General features: G+C 68.2%; 10 protein-coding genes and 1 tRNA gene. 3 read left to right on the top strand and 8 right to left on the bottom strand.

The features are described 5' to 3' along the window. Nucleotides 1-7: 7 nt before the first annotated feature. Genes thrB through argS form a run of 5 tightly spaced genes read right to left on the bottom strand, consistent with a single transcriptional unit; the run spans nt 8 to nt 6,376 of the window. Entirely contained in the window at nt 8-916 is a 909-nt protein-coding gene (thrB, locus tag ACYVLV_RS09720; protein ID WP_460809489.1) for a homoserine kinase, read from the bottom strand. Beyond that, a complete protein-coding gene (gene thrC / locus ACYVLV_RS09715; RefSeq protein ID WP_460809488.1) occupies nt 913-1,989 on the bottom strand; it encodes a threonine synthase in 1,077 nt (358 codons plus the stop codon). The genes thrB and thrC overlap by 4 nt, the downstream gene beginning before the upstream one ends. Beyond that, nucleotides 1,986-3,293 (bottom strand): homoserine dehydrogenase, encoded by a 1,308-nt coding sequence (locus tag ACYVLV_RS09710; protein ID WP_460809648.1) that lies wholly within the window; start codon nt 3,291-3,293, stop codon nt 1,986-1,988. The genes thrC and ACYVLV_RS09710 overlap by 4 nt, the downstream gene beginning before the upstream one ends. Continuing rightward, nucleotides 3,293-4,690, bottom strand: a complete 1,398-nt coding sequence (lysA, locus tag ACYVLV_RS09705; protein ID WP_460809486.1) for a diaminopimelate decarboxylase — start codon at nt 4,688-4,690, stop codon at nt 3,293-3,295. Before lysA ends, ACYVLV_RS09710 begins: the two co-directional genes overlap by 1 nt. A gap of 3 nt (nt 4,691-4,693) precedes the next feature. Further along, on the bottom strand, nt 4,694-6,376 hold the full coding sequence (argS, locus tag ACYVLV_RS09700) for an arginine--tRNA ligase (protein WP_460809484.1): 1,683 nt from the start codon (nt 6,374-6,376) through the stop codon (nt 4,694-4,696). A gap of 79 nt (nt 6,377-6,455) precedes the next feature. On the opposite strand from argS, the gene ACYVLV_RS09695 reads away from it, so the two are divergent. After that, nucleotides 6,456-6,531: transfer RNA gene (locus tag ACYVLV_RS09695), tRNA-Arg, on the top strand. A 54-nt stretch (nt 6,532-6,585) separates the two neighbouring features. Next, nucleotides 6,586-7,074 (top strand): glutathione peroxidase, encoded by a 489-nt coding sequence (locus tag ACYVLV_RS09690; RefSeq protein ID WP_460809482.1) that lies wholly within the window; start codon nt 6,586-6,588, stop codon nt 7,072-7,074. Nucleotides 7,075-7,165: 91 nt separating this feature from the next. On the opposite strand, the gene ACYVLV_RS09685 is transcribed toward ACYVLV_RS09690, so the two are convergent. Genes ACYVLV_RS09685 through ACYVLV_RS09675 form a run of 3 tightly spaced genes read right to left on the bottom strand, consistent with a single transcriptional unit; the run spans nt 7,166 to nt 10,817 of the window. Continuing rightward, nucleotides 7,166-9,310, bottom strand: coding sequence for an acyltransferase family protein (locus ACYVLV_RS09685; RefSeq protein ID WP_460809480.1), 2,145 nt, complete (start codon nt 9,308-9,310; stop codon nt 7,166-7,168). Beyond that, nucleotides 9,307-10,203 carry an LCP family protein gene (locus tag ACYVLV_RS09680; RefSeq protein WP_460809479.1) on the bottom strand — a complete coding sequence of 299 codons (897 nt, stop codon included), beginning with the start codon at nt 10,201-10,203 and terminating at the stop codon, nt 9,307-9,309. The genes ACYVLV_RS09685 and ACYVLV_RS09680 overlap by 4 nt, the downstream gene beginning before the upstream one ends. Nucleotides 10,204-10,259: 56 nt before the next feature. Then, on the bottom strand, nt 10,260-10,817 hold the full coding sequence (locus ACYVLV_RS09675) for a hypothetical protein (protein ID WP_460809477.1): 558 nt from the start codon (nt 10,815-10,817) through the stop codon (nt 10,260-10,262). Nucleotides 10,818-11,140: 323 nt separating this feature from the next. Between ACYVLV_RS09675 and ACYVLV_RS09670 the strand changes: the two genes are divergently transcribed. Next, a complete protein-coding gene (locus tag ACYVLV_RS09670; protein ID WP_460809475.1) occupies nt 11,141-14,941 on the top strand; it encodes a multifunctional oxoglutarate decarboxylase/oxoglutarate dehydrogenase thiamine pyrophosphate-binding subunit/dihydrolipoyllysine-residue succinyltransferase subunit in 3,801 nt (1,266 codons plus the stop codon). Nucleotides 14,942-14,976: the final 35 nt, after the last annotated feature.

The following is a 14,976-nucleotide window of genomic DNA, read 5'->3' as shown; positions in this document are numbered from 1 at the left end:
GGCTATCTCACCCGACGCGAAGGCCGGTCGTGTCCAGGGTCAGGGCAACGGCACGCCAGCCCAGTGGTGCACGGTCCAACAGACTCGGTGCGCCGGCGGAATCGGTGTGAAAAGCCAGCACGGTGGGGCCCGCTCCGGACACGAACGCGGCGACCCGGTCGGCCCGCAACTCATCGATCAGGGTGAGCGTCTCGGGCATGGCCACCCGCCGGTACTCCTGGTGCAGGTAGTCGGCGGTGCCGCGCCACAGCTGCTCCGTCGCTCCGGCCAGAGCGCGGACCAGCAGGGCGGATCGGCCCGCATCGGCTGCCGCGTCGGCGTGCGGAACCGTGGCGGGCAGCAGCCCGCGGGCAGCCTCGGTCGAGAGGCCGTGCGGCGGGATGAAGGCCACCGCACCGATGCTCTGGTCGACCGGCGAATCCACGGCGTAGTACCCCTCGCTGTCACGTCCACAGACGACGAACCCGCCGTACACCGCCGGGGCCACGTTGTCGGGGTGACCCTCGATGCCGGCGGCGAGTGCGAACAGCGCGTCGTCGTCCAGGCGACTCTTTCCGTCGACGACGAGCGCGCGGGCCAGGCCGAGGCCCGCGACGATCGCGGCCGAGGAGGAGCCGAGACCGCGGGCGTGAGGAATGACGTTGCGACAGGTCAACCGCAGACCCGACGGCTCGGCCCCCATGGCTTCGAAAGCCAGACGCATGGCTTGGACGACCAGGTGGCTCTCGTCCAACGGGACCTGGCCCTCTCCTTCCCCGCCGACCTCGACGACCAGTCCCGAGGCAAGGACCTGGGCCTCGTGCTCGTCGCGGAGGTCCAGGGCGAGGCCGAGGCTGTCGAAGCCCGGCCCGAGGTTGGCCGACGTGGCCGGGACCGTCACCCGGACGGGCCCCGGGACGAAGTCGACCCCGGTCACCGCAGGCCGGCCGCAGCAGCGGCTGCGTCTACGTCGGCGTCCACCACCGTGTCGACCAACGCGCCGACGCCTTCCAGTGCGGTCGCCGTGTCCTTGAGCCCGTGTCCGGTCACCGTGATGACGACAGTGCGTCCGGCGTACCCCTGCTCACCTCCGGCCAACTCCTGCAACAACCCGGCGATCCCCGCGGCGGATGCGGGTTCGACGAAGACCCCGTCCTTCGACGCCAGCAGGCCCTGAGCGGAGAGGATCTGATCGTCGCTGACCGCGGCGAAGCGCCCACCGGACTGTTCGGCCGCGGCCTCGGCCAACTTCCAGGAGGCAGGGTTGCCGATCCGGATCGCGGTGGCCTTGGTCTCGGGATCGGGGAACGGTTCGCCGGTGACCAGCGGCGCGGCGCCCTCGGCCTGGAAGCCTCGCATCACCGGTAGTTTCGTGGAGACGCCGAGGTCGGCGTACTGCGTGTAGCCGAGCCAGTACGCCGCGATGTTGCCGGCGTTGCCAACCGGAAGCAGGTGGAAGTCGGGGGCATCCCCGAGGAAGTCGACGATCTCGAAGGCCGCAGTCTTCTGTCCCTCGAGACGGGCCGGGTTCACGGAGTTCACCAGGGCGACGGGGTAGTCCCAGGCCAGCTGCTTGGCCAGCAGGAGACAGTCGTCGAAGTTGCCGCGGACCATGATCACCTGGGCGCCGTGCACGATCGCCTGGGCCATCTTCCCAGCCGCGATCTTGCCCTCCGGGACGAGCACGAGGGGCTTCAGGCCGGCCTTGGCGGCGTAGGCGGCCATGGCCGCCGAGGTGTTGCCGGTGCTGGCGCAGACCACCGCCTCGGCTCCGTCGTGCTTGGCCAGCGACATCGCTGCGGTCATCCCCCGGTCCTTGAAGGACCCGGTGGGGTTGTTGCCCTCGACCTTGAGATGGACCTCGGCACCGGTCAGACCGGACAGCCACTCGGAGTGGACCAGGGGCGTGCCGCCCTCGCGCAGGGTGATGGCCTCGATGCCTTCGGGAAGATCCAGCAGATCGCGGTACTCCTCGATGACGCCGCGCCACTGGTGGGTCCGGACGGTCATTCGTCGCCTCCCTCGACGCGCATCACCGAGGTGACCTCGCGCACGATCTCCATGGTGCGCAGGTGGTCCACGGTCGCGGACAGGGCGGCGTCGGTGGCCTGGTGGGAAACGACCACGAGTTGGGCATCGTCATCGCGACCCTCCTGGCGCACGGTCTGGATCGAGACTCCGTGCTCGGAGAAGGCCGCGGCCACCGCGGCCAGGACACCCACTTGGTCGTCGACGTCGACGGCTACGTGGTAGCGGGTGAGAGTCTCCCCCATCGGGAGCACGGCCCGGTCGGTGTAGGCCGACTCCCCCGCTCCGCGGGTGCCCGCCAACTGATGGCGGGCCACGGTCACCAGATCACCGAGGACGGCGCTGGCGGTCGGCGCGCCGCCGGCTCCCGGGCCGTAGAACATCAACTGGCCGGCCGCCTCGGACTCGACGAACACGGCGTTGTAGGCGCCGCGCACGCTGGCCAGGGGGTGGGTGCGCGGGATCATCGCGGGGTGCACGCGAGCGGCGACCCGCTCGGTGCCGTCCTCGTCGGTCTTCAACTCGCAGATGGCGAGCAGTTTCACCACGCTGCCCATGTCCTTGGCGGACCGGACGTCGGCTGCGCTGACCTCCGAGATCCCCTCCCGGTGGACGTCGCTGGCCGTGACCCGGGTGTGAAAGGCGATGCTGGCCAGGATCGCGGCCTTGGCGGCGGCGTCGAATCCTTCGACGTCCGCGGTCGGGTCGGCTTCGGCGTACCCCAACTCCTGGGCCTCTTCGAGGGCGTCGGAGAAGCCGGCGCCCGAAGAGTCCATCTTGTCGAGGATGAAGTTGGTGGTGCCGTTGACGATCCCCAGGACCCGGGTGACCCGGTCTCCGGCGAGGGACTCACTCAGCGGGCGCACGATCGGGATGGCCCCGGCGACGGCCGCCTCGTAGTACACGTCTCGGCCGGCCTTGCGGGCTGCCTCGAAGAGGGTCGGCCCGTCCTCGGCGATCAGCGCCTTGTTGGCGGTCACGACGCTCGCGCCGCTCTCCAGGGCGCGCAGGATCAGGGTGCGGGCGGGTTCGATGCCGCCGATGACCTCGATGACCAGGTCGATGTCCTCGCGAGCGACCAGACCTTCGGCGTCGGTGGTCAGGAGACCCTCGGGCACCTCGACCTCACGCGAGGCGTCGATGCGGCGTACGGCGACTCCCGCCAACTCGAGGCGCGCTCCGACCCGGGCAGCCAGATCGTCGGCCTGCTCCTCGAGCAGACGTACGACCTGGGATCCGACGGAACCGCAGCCCAACACGGCCACTCGCAGCACCTTGTTCGTCATCACGCACCCACGTCCGTTGCCAACATGTCTTCCTCAGTCTCGCGCCTGAGCACCACCTGGGTCTGGCCGTCGCGTACGGCGATCACCGGCGGGCGTAGGGCGTGGTTGTAGTTCGACGCCAAGGAGCGACAGTAGGCCCCGGTGCCGGGGACCGCGATCAGGTCCCCCGGAGTGAGATCGGCGGGAAGAAACTCGTCCTTGACCACGATGTCGCCCGCCTCGCAGTGCTTGCCGACCACGCGGGCCAACATCGGCGGAGCCTCCGAGTGCCGTCCGACCAGCGTGCAGGAGTAGTCGGCGTCGTACAACGCGGTGCGGACGTTGTCGCTCATCCCACCGTCGACGCTGACGTAGGTGCGTACGGCGCCGCCGTCCAGGGTCACGGCCTTCACGGTCCCGACGGTGTAGACGGTGCACATGGAGGGACCGACGATGGCGCGGCCGGGTTCGATGGACAGGCGGGGCGGCTCGATGCCGAGGCCGCGGCACTCGTGGGCCACGATCTCCGACATCTCGCGAGCCAGCGTGGCCGGCTCGGCGGGGTCGTCCTGGGTCGTGTAGGCGATGCCGAAGCCGCCACCGAGGTCCATCTCGGGCAGGGTGACGCCCTCGTCGGTCGCGATCCGGGCGTGCAGGGCCAACACCCGTCGGGCAGCCACCTCGAACCCGGAGGAGTCGAAGATCTGGCTGCCGATGTGGGAGTGAAGACCGAGCAGTTCCAGCCCGTCGGTGGCCAGCACCTGCTGCACCGCACGCAGGGCGTCGCCGCTGGTGATGGAGAACCCGAACTTCTGGTCCTCGTGGGCGGTGGCGATGTATTCGTGGGTGTGCGCCTCGACGCCCGCGGTCACGCGCACCATGACGGCGACCCTGTTGGTCGGGCTCTCTGAGACCACCCGGGCCAACCGCTCGATCTCGAAGAAACTGTCCACGACGATCTTCCCGACACCGGCCTCCACGGCCCGGCGCAGGTCGGCCTCGGTCTTGTTGTTGCCGTGGTAGCCGATCAGCGCCGGGTCGACCCCGGCGCGCAGGGCGACACTGAGCTCTCCGTTGGAGCACACGTCGAGGTGGAGACCCTCCTCGACCGCCCACTTGGCGACCGTGGTGCACAGGAACGCCTTGGCGGCGTAGAAGACGTCGTAGTCGGAGAAGGCGTCGCGGAAGGCGCCCGCCCGGGCTCGGAAGTCGGCCTCGTCCAGGACGTAGGCCGGGCTCTGGTGCTCGGCGACCAGGTCGGTCAGGGCCACTCCGCCCACGGTCAGGCGTCCGTCGACCTTCGTGGCGGTCTGGGACCACAGGTGCTCGACGAGCGCGTTGGGATCGGTGGGTTCCCGCAACCAGGACGGTCCGCGCAGGGCGCCGGGCGCGTGGGCCCAGCCGGCTTCGTGGGTCATCGGTTACATCCGTTCCGGGGCGCTGACTCCGAGCAGCGCGAGTCCGTTGGCGATCACGGTCTGGGTGGCGTGCACGAGCACGAGCCGCGCCTGGTTGGCGGGCCCGGCCGGCTCGTCGCCCTGGGGCAACATCCGGCACTCCTTGGTGTCGTACCACTTGTTGAAGGCCGAGGCTGTGTCCTCGAGGTAGCGGGCGACCCGGTGGGGCTCACGGAGTTCGGCGGCCGAGGCCACCACCCCGGGGAAGTCCGCGAGGGCGCGGAGCAGGTCGCGGTCGCGGTCGTGATCGAGCAACGACGGGTCGAACGCGTCGGCCACCGACGGGTCGGGCAGCGACATGCCCAGGTCCGTCGCATTGGCGATCATCCGACAGGTTCGCGCGTGGGCGTACTGGACGTAGTAGACGGGGTTGTCGGCCGCGGCCCGGGTGATCTCGACGACGTCGAGGACCAGGGGCGAGTCCGCCGGGTAGCGGGCCAGGGAGTAGCGCAGCGCGTCGACCCCGATCTCGTCCACCAGTTCGTCGAGCGTGACCAGGGTTCCGGCGCGCTTGGACAGCTTCATCTCGACCCCGTCGCGCAGGATCTTGACCAGCTGCCCGATGAGCACCTCGACCGTCTGGGCCGGGTCGTCGCCCACGCAGGCCGCCATCGCCCGCAGGCGCCCGACGTACCCGTGGTGGTCGGCGCCGAGCAGGTAGATGCAGCGGTCGAAGCCGCGGGCACGCTTGTCGAGGTAGTAGGCGGTGTCGGAGGCGAAGTAGGTGAGCTCGGCGTCGGACTTGATCAGGACCCGGTCCTTGTCGTCTCCGAAGTCGGTCGTGCGCATCCACAGCGCTCCACCCTCCTCGTAGACGTGGCCGAGGTCCTTGAGCCGTTGCAGGGTGTGCGGGACCGAGCCGGACTCGTGGAGCGCCACCTCGGAGGACCACACGTCGAAGTGAGTGTTGAAGCGGACGAGCGAGGCACGCTGGGAAGCCAGTTGGATTTCGTACCCGGCGGCTCGCACCGCGGCTCGGCGTTCGGCCTCCGGTAGTTCGAAGATGCCCGGGTGCGCCTCGCCGACGGCGGTGGCGAGTTCGGTGATGTATCCCCCGGCGTAGCCGTCGGTCGGGGTCGGCTCCCCGAGCGCCGCGGCGATGATGGAGTTTCCGAAGTGATTCATCTGGACGCCGCGGTCGTTGATGTAGAACTCGCGGGTCACCGAGGCGCCGGCCGCGGTCAGGACCCGACCGATCGAGTCACCGAGCACGGCCCAGCGGGTGTGACCCAGGTGTAGCGGCCCGGTCGGGTTGGCGGAGATGAACTCGACGTTGATCGACTGGCCGGCCAGCACCGAGGAGGTGCCGTAGGACGCGCCGGCGGCGACGATGTCCGCGGCCACCGAGCCCTGGGCGTCGGCGGCGACGGTGATGTTGATGAACCCCGGGCCGGCCACGTCCGCTCCCGCCACGCCATCGGCGTCGCGCAGTCGGGCGGCCAGCGTCTCGGCGAGCGCCCGGGGGTTGGTCCCGGCCTGCTTGGCCAAGCGCATGGCCACATTGGTCGCGTAGTCGCCGTGGCTGCTCTCACGAGGACGTTCGATGGTCACGACGTCGGGGAGACCGTCGGGCAACACCAGCGATCCTTCGTCGACGAGGGCCGCAAGTGTGTCCGCGACAGTCACGGCGAGTTGGTCTGGAGTCACGGCCTCACCCTATCGGCGGCATCCGGTTTTCCTCTCACCAGTTCCAGCCGGTAGGGTCCGCTTGCGCCCTAGGACGCAGGCCTCCGTAGCTCAGGGGATAGAGCACTGGTTTCCGGTACCAGGTGCCGCAGGTTCGAATCCTGCCGGAGGCACCAGTTCGCACCACGGCCCTACCGGGGGCCGGCCGGGTAGGCGCCTACGATCGGCCCATGAGCATTCTCGACACTCCGATCGCCCGTCTCGACGGGACCGCCGGCACGCTCGCCGATCTCACCGGTGGTTCGCCCGCCCTGTTGGTGAACGTGGCCAGCAAGTGTGGCCTCACCCCGCAGTACACCGGTCTGGAGTCCCTCCACGCGCAGTACGCCGGGAGTGGTTTCGCCGTCGTCGGTCTGCCGTGCAACCAGTTCGGGGGCCAGGAGCCCGGTTCCACCGAGGAGATCGCGGAGTTCTGCTCCTCGACGTACGGCGTCACCTTCCCGATGAGCGAGAAGATCGAGGTCAACGGGGACGGCCGTCACGCGATCTACGGGACCCTCGTCCAGACGCCCGACGAGACTGGCAAGACCGGCGACATCGGGTGGAACTTCGAGAAGTTCCTGGTCTCCGCCGAGGGTCAGGTCGTGGCCCGCTTCAGCCCGATGGTGGCTCCCGACGACGCGCGGCTCGTGCAGGCGGTGCAATCGGTCGTGGGGTGAGGTTCGGGGGCTTGTTTTCGAGGCTCGTCGCTGGCGCTCCTCACACCTCAACCAGCGCCACCCAGAGCTCGTCGCTAACGCTCCTCACATCTCACCCAGCGTCGTCGAGCTGCAACTTTCGCTCGATCTCCGGGCCCAAGTAGAGCGAGTACGGGATGGTGATGTGTTCCCGGTCGCGGTGGGTGACGTAGTCGCCGACCACCGTGGGGCACAGATCGTCCCAGCAGAACCACTGCTCGGTCTCGAGGTACTCCGCGCCCGCCGTCTCGCCGGCCCGCTCCACCGCGTCGCGCATCTGCAGGGAGCGATCCTCCGGTGGGCCGAGGCAGTCGAGCAGGGTCGGTTCGCCTCGCTTGGTCAGGCACTTGATCGGGTTGACCTCGTGGATCGGCGGATCGCCCAGGATCACCGTGCGGTCGGAGAACGGCATGATCCGCTCGAGGGTCGCGACCATGCCCGTCTCGACGGCCGCCGCGACGTCGTCGTCCTCGATGATCAGCTCTCCCTCGTCGCTGGCGAACCCGTTCTCGTTGGCGTCGGTTCCGGTCAGGGTGATGTCCGGCCGTAGTTCCTCGACCGTCTCAGCGGCCCAGTCCTGGAAGTCGGCGCACTGGGTCACCGGTCCCCCACCGTTCTGGCGCCAAGGGGTCTGGTCGACCGCGGGGCATCCCTCACGGACGAGGAAGTAGACGACGTACCCGTTGTCCTCAGCGATCTTCTCCAACGGGGGGATCCACTGACGGGCGTGGCTGTCCCCGATGAGGATCATCGTCTTGTCGCCGTCGACGTCCCCTCGGGGGCACAGGTCGAGGTCCTCCTTGTCGACCCCGAAGTACTCACAATCCCCCAGATCAGGGATGGAGTCCTTCAGTTCGAGCGGGTTGGGTTTCAACCCGCCCGGCATCTCCTGCTCGGCCTGCGCGGCCAGCACGGAGGCCTTGACCAGTGCGACGAAGGGGTCCTTGACGAACTTCTCCCCCGAGCCGTCGAACTCCTCGACGGTGATGGCGGAGCCCCCGCTCTCGCTGTCGGCACGGACCACGAAGTTCGCGACGGCTACCGAGGGCAGGATCAGGACCACCGTCGCGGGGTAGAGCAGCAGCGACCAGCGACGCCCGAACGTCGGCCGCGTGAAGAGCCTCATCGTGCGGAACGGCGTCTCGACCAGCGTGTACGTCGCCGCCGACAGTCCGGTGGCCACGACCAGGATCGCCACTCCGCGCACGCCCGAAACCGGACCGGTCAGGCTCTCGGCGATGATGATCAGCGGCCAGTGCCACAAGTAGAGCGAGTAGGACCAGTCTCCGAGTCGCCGCATCGGCGCCACCGAGAGCAGGCCCTGGGGGCCCCAGGACTCGAGGCGACCGATCCCACCGAGGAGCAGCAGTGCCGCGCCCACGACCGGCAGCGCTGCGGCGTACCCAGGGAAGGCGGTCTGTGGCGTGAAAGCCACCGAGGACACCAGCACCATGCCCAACCCCACCCAGGAGCCGACGGCCAGGAACGTCGACCGGAGTCGGCGGGCCAGGTAGGGGGTGGCCGCTGCCGCCAACGCTCCGATGGCCAACTCCCAGGCCCGCGCGGGGGTGGAGAAGTAGGCACTGAGCGGGTCGCTCGCGGTCAGGAAGACCGACCAGACCATGGACACGACGATCGCGACCGTCAGCACCACCACGGCCACGCGTCGTACGCTGCCCAGCCGCTTGCGCAGCAGGAAAAAGGCCGCTACGAGGATCAGGGGCCAGAAGAGATAGAACTGCTCTTCGACCGCCAGCGACCAGAAGTGCTGCAAGGGAGAGGCAGGATCATCCGCGGCGAAGTAGTCGGTGCTGTCCCGGGAGAACTTGATGTTGGCCATGAAGAAGGTGGCCCAGATCGCCTGCCCTCCGACGAGGAGCGCGGCTCCTCCGTCGAGCAGGAGGACGGACGCCGCAAGCGTGGCGATGAGCACCAGCATCGCGGCGGGCAGGATGCGACGCGCCCGACGCGCGTAGAAGTCCTTCAGCGACACAGTGCCGGTCCGGTCCACCTCGCGCAGCAGCAGCGAGGTGATGAGGTAGCCCGAGATCACGAAGAAGACGTCGACCCCGACGAAGCCACCCCGGAACGGTCCGACGCTGGCGTGGTCCAGGGCCACCAGACCGACGGCGATCGCTCGCAGACCCTGAATGTCGGCCCGGAAGCCACCTGCGGCTTTGGCGGCCTGGGGTCGTGCGGGCGCGGTGAGGCCGCTCAACAGTTCTCGATCGTCGCGTCGCGACGCGCCTGGTCGCCGTAGCTCCTGGCCGCGGTCAGGTTGGGGATCACCACACTTGCTGCACCGACCTGGCCGATGCCGCCCTGGACGACGCAGTTGGTGACCTTGGTGGAGTCCACCGAGGAGATCGTGCGCGCCAGCCTGAACAACTCAGCCGGTCCGACGCCGGTGGCCATGTGCTTCATCACCGTCAGGACGCCGCTCTCGATGTAGCCGCGTTCGTCGGCGCGGGCCCGGATCGTCCGCTGGATGCCGATCAAGACCCGTTGTTGGTTCGCCGAGCGGTCGAAGTCGCCCCCGGGAAGTGTCTTGCGGATGCGCGAGAACGCCATGGCGTCGTACCCGTTGAGCCGGATCTTGCCTTCCTTGAAGCCGTCGGCCTTCAGGTTGGAGTCAGAGAAGGCGCGGGGGTTCTCCACGTTGATGGGACCGATGTCGTCGACCATGTTCTCGAAGAACGGGAAGCGGGTGATGAAGACGTAGTCCGGCTCGATGCCGATCATGTCCCCCACGGTCCTGGCCATCAGATCCGGCCCGCCGAAGGTCAGAGCCGCGTTGACCCGGTTCGATCCGTAGCCGGGGATCGGGACGTAGGAGTCGCGGGGGATGCCGATCGTGGTCGCTGCACCCGTGCGGGTGTCCATCCCGATCAGTTGCAGGGCATCGCCGCGCACCCGGGTCATGTCCTCGCCCGGTCGGGCGTCAGAGCCCACGGCCAGGATCCACACGACGTCGCGGTCGATGTCGAGGCCGGCGGAGCGCTCCACCTTGACGAGCACCGACTGGGTGCTGGCCACCGTCGAGTCGGGTACGGCGATCGCCACCACGCCCAGGGTCAGGCCCAGGACCAGGGTCCGCAACGAGCGGCGCATCGGTTGCCGGTGGCGTCGAGGACTGGGTCGAGGACTGGGTCGAGAAGTAGTCCGGCTCATCGTGTGCCTCGCTTGGCGTCGTAGGCGAAGACTTCCCAGCCGCCGCGCTGGTAGGTGAGGTAGAGGTTGCCCGCGATCCGTTCGGATCGTTCGACTTCACCGGCCACGTTCTGGGCGAGCACGAAGCGTGCGGTGATCCCGACGGCTCGTCGCTTGACCGCCAGGATGTCGACGCGGACGCGGCGCTTGGTGAGTTCGACGGTGTCGATGCGCTCACCGATCGCTGCATTGCTCATCAGCGAGTCCCGGGAGGCTTGCTTGGCCGCGCCGGGCGAGAACCCGGGGTAGGCGTTGCTGAAGTCGGAGCGGGGATAGTCCCCGGCATAGGCGGCATCGATCCACGCGTCCACCACGGAGCCGACCTTGGACTTCAACCGCGTCGTGGCCTTGTCGGAGAGTTTCCCCTCGACAAGCCCGATCGTGGTCTCGGTGGCGAGCGGTTCGGGTTCAGCCGGGGCCGCCGTGGTGGGTTCGTCGTTCGGTTCCGTGCCAGTGGGCTCGGTGGGGGTGCACCCTGCGGCGCCGACCAGGACGACGATCAATAGGAGCAACAAGGGCGCCAGGGGCAGGGAGGGCGCCAGGCGCCGGCGCCGTCGTGACGGGCCACCTTCGGGTCGTGTGAGATTCCTCGCGCGGCTCATGGTGGGGTGATGCTCCTGAATCGTTGATCGAACGGGCTGTAGCGGACTTTTCGGGGTTCGTACGTCGTGTGGATCTGGCTCGTAACGCCGACTGTGGCGTGCTCTGCGAACAAGGGTGCAGCACTTCCAGCGGTTGGTCGCGCATTTGCTGGCCCGTGGGTCTAGCCTTGCCTCATCACCGGCCGTGTTCAGGCCGAACTCACCCACGCGCTCACTTGGAAGAGGCGAAGCAAGCCGTGCCGCAGTCGTCAGGCAACCAGACTTCACAGCAAATCGTAGACACCACCTCCCACCCCTCGGCCACCGACTTCGGTGACAACGAGTGGTTGGTCGAGGAGATGCGCGAGCAGTATGACGCCGATCCGGGCAGTGTCGAGCCCCAGTGGGCGGCGTACTTCAAGGGATCCGACGGTGGGTCCAGCAACGGTTCCCCCGCGAAGCCGGCGGCCAAGGAGTCGGCTGGCAAGCCCGCCGACAAGCCCGCCGAGCCGCAGGCCAAGAAGCCCGCGGCCAAGGCCCCCGACAAGGCAGCTGAGAAGAAGGCCGAGAAGCCAGCAGCCAAGTCGGAGCCCGAGACGAAGCCCAAGTCGCAGGCGAAGCCTCGTCCCGAGACCGCTGCCGCAGAGCCCGCGAAGTCGACCAACAAGCCGACGCCCAAGGAGACTCCCCCCAAGGAGCCGTCCGAGGCCAACGACGAGCCGACCTACACCGTGCTGCGCGGCGCTCCGGCGCGGACCGTGGCCAACATGGACGCGTCCCTGGCCGTTCCCACCGCCACCTCGGTCCGGTCGGTCCCGGTCAAGCTCCTGTGGGACAACCGCACCGTCATCAACAACCATCTCGCCCGCGCTCGAGGCGGGAAGGTGTCGTTCACCCACCTCATCGGCTACGCCATGGTCAAGGCCCTGCGGTCCATGCCGGAGATGAATGTCGGCTATGCACTGGTCGACGGCAAGCCGAACCTGATCACCCCGGCCCACATCAACCTCGGGCTCGCCATCGACGTCAAGAAGTCCGACGGCACCCGCACCCTGCTCGTCCCGGCCATCAAGGCCGCCGAGTCGATGGACTTCGCTGCTTTCTGGACCGCCTACGAGGACGTCGTCGGCAAGAGCCGCGACGGCAAGTTGACCGTCGCCGACTTCCAGGGCACCTCGATCTCGCTGACCAACCCCGGCGGGATCGGCACCGTCAGCTCCGTCCCGAGGCTGATGCAGGGTCAGGGCGCCATCATCGGCGTCGGTGCGATGGAGTACCCGCCCGAGTGGCAGGGTGCCTCGCCCGAGGCGATCGCCAGCAACGCCATCAGCAAGATCATGACCCTCACCTCGACCTACGACCACCGGGTCATCCAGGGCGCACAGTCCGGTGAGTACCTCAAGCGCATCCACCAGCTGCTGCTCGGTGAGAACGGCTTCTACGACGAAATCTTCCGCTCGCTGCGGATCCCCTACGAGCCGATCCGATGGGGCCACGACATCGCCCTGTCCCACGACGACGAGGTCGGCAAGCAGGCCCGCATCCTCGAACTGATCCACGCCTACCGGGTGCGCGGCCACATGATGGCCGACACCGACCCGCTGGAGTACCGCCAGCGCAGCCACCCGGACCTCGAGATCGAGTCGCACGCGCTGACGTTGTGGGATCTCGACCGCGAATTCGCTACCGGGTCCTTCGGTGGCGAGGGCCGACGCTTCATGAAGTTGCGCACGATCCTGGGGATCCTGCGCGACTCCTACTGCCGCACCACCGGCATCGAATACATGCACATCATGGACCCCGAGCAGCGTCGCTGGGTGCAGGAGCGCGTCGAGCAGCCGCACTCCAAGCCGCCCCGCGAGGAGCAACTGCGGATCCTGCTCAAGCTCAACCAGGCCGAGGCCTTCGAGACGTTCTTGCAGACCAAGTTCGTCGGGCAGAAGCGCTTCAGCCTCGAGGGCGGCGAGACCACCATCCCGGTGATCGACGAGATCTGTGAGGCCGCCGCCGAGGCGGGCCTCGATGAGGTCGCGATGGGGATGGCCCACCGTGGTCGGCTCAACGTGTTGGCCAACATCGTGGGCAAGAAGTACTCCCAGATCTTCCGCGAGTTCGAGGGCAACATCGACCCCCGCACCGTTCAGGGCTCCGGCGACGTGAAGTACCACCTCGGCGCCGAGGGTGAGTTCGTGGCCGGATCGGGCGACACCATCAAGGTCTCCGTGGCTGCGAACCCCTCCCACCTCGAAGCCGTCGACCCCGTCTTGACCGGAATCGCCCGGGCCAAGCAGGACGTCCTGAACCGGGGCGACGAGTTCCCGGTCATGCCGCTGCTCCTGCACGGCGATGCGGCCTTCGCCGGTCAGGGCGTCGTGGCTGAGACGCTCAACCTGTCCCAACTGCGGGGCTACCGCACCGGTGGAACCATCCACCTGGTCGTCAACAACCAGGTCGGCTTCACCACCTCCCCGGGCTCCTCGCGCTCCTCGCTCTACTGCACCGACGTGGCGCGGATGGTGCAGGCACCGATCTTCCACGTCAACGGGGACGACCCTGAGGCGTGCATCCGTGTCGCCCGGTTGGCCTTCGAGTACCGCCAGACGTTCAACAAGGACGTCGTCATCGACCTGGTGTGTTACCGCCGCCGGGGTCACAACGAGGGCGACGACCCGTCGTACACGCAGCCGTTGATGTATGACCTGATCGAGCAGAAGCGTTCGGTGCGCAAGTTGTACACCGAGTCGCTCATCGGTCGTGGGGACATCACGATCGAAGAGGCCGAGCAGGTCCTCAAGGACTACCAGCAACAGCTCGAGCGCGTGTTCACCGAGGTCCGTGAGGCCTCCTCCCAGCCGGAGGAGTGGACGACGGTCCCGGACTACCCGGACAAGCCGGCCGGCGAGGCCAAGACGGCCATCCCGATGGAGACGCTCAAGCGGATCTCCGACGCCTACGTCACCCCGCCCGACGGCTTCACCGTGCACCCGAAGGTGATGCCGCAGTTGCAGCGCCGGGCCGCCGCCATCACCGCTGGCCCGATCGACTGGGGCACCGGCGAGATCCTCGCCCTGGGCTCCTTGTTGATGGACGGTCGCCCGGTCCGGCTGGCCGGTCAGGACTCGCGACGTGGGACGTTCGTCTCGCGGTTCGGCACGATCATCGATCGCACGAACGCCGATGAGTGGACGCCGCTGGCCTCGCTGACCGAGGACCAGGGCAAGTTCTACCTCTACGACTCGTTGCTCTCCGAGTACGCCGCACTCGGTTTCGAGTACGGCTACTCCGTGGCCCGTCCCGAGGCCCTCGTGCTGTGGGAGGCCCAGTTCGGTGACTTCGTCAACGGCGCGCAGACCGTCATCGACGAGTTCATCTCCTCGGGTGAGACCAAGTGGCGTCAGACCTCCGGCGTCGTGCTTCTGCTGCCGCACGGTTACGAGGGTCAGGGACCCGACCACTCCTCGGCACGGATCGAGCGCTTCATGACCATGTGCGCCGATGACGCGTTCGTCGTCGCGCAGCCCTCGACCCCCGCGTCGTACTTCCACCTGCTGCGGCAGCACTCCCTGGGATCCAAGCACCGCCCGCTGATCGTCTTCACCCCCAAGTCGATGCTCAAGCGCAAGGAAGCCGCCTCCCAGCCCGAGGACTTCACCTCCGGGTCCTTCCGTCCGTTCATCGGCGACGCAGAGGCCGACAAGGACAAGGTCGACACCCTGTTGATCTGTTCGGGTCGGGTCACCTGGGATCTGATGGTGGACCGGGCCAAGCGGGAGAACGGCGAGCGCTTCGCGATCGCCCGGGTCGAGCAGCTCTACCCGCACCCCTTGGACGACATCAAGGCCGAGATCGCCCGCTACCCCCACCTGAAGCAGGTGCGCTGGGTGCAGGACGAACCCATCAACATGGGCCCGTGGCCGAACTACCAGCTCAACGTGTGGCCCGAGGTCGATGCGTTGGTGGAACCGATCACCCGGGACGCCTCGTCCTCGCCGTCGGTGGGAACGGCCAAGCGGCACGCTGCCGAGCAGAAGGATCTGCTCGAGCGGGCGTTCAACTAGCCGGGATTTTCGTTCGGTCGACGTCCGTCCCGGTC

The sequence above is a fragment of the Nocardioides salsibiostraticola genome (genome assembly GCF_054783655.1).
Note: the sequence above shows the minus strand (reverse complement) of the source record. Positions and strands in the feature narration are given on the sequence as shown.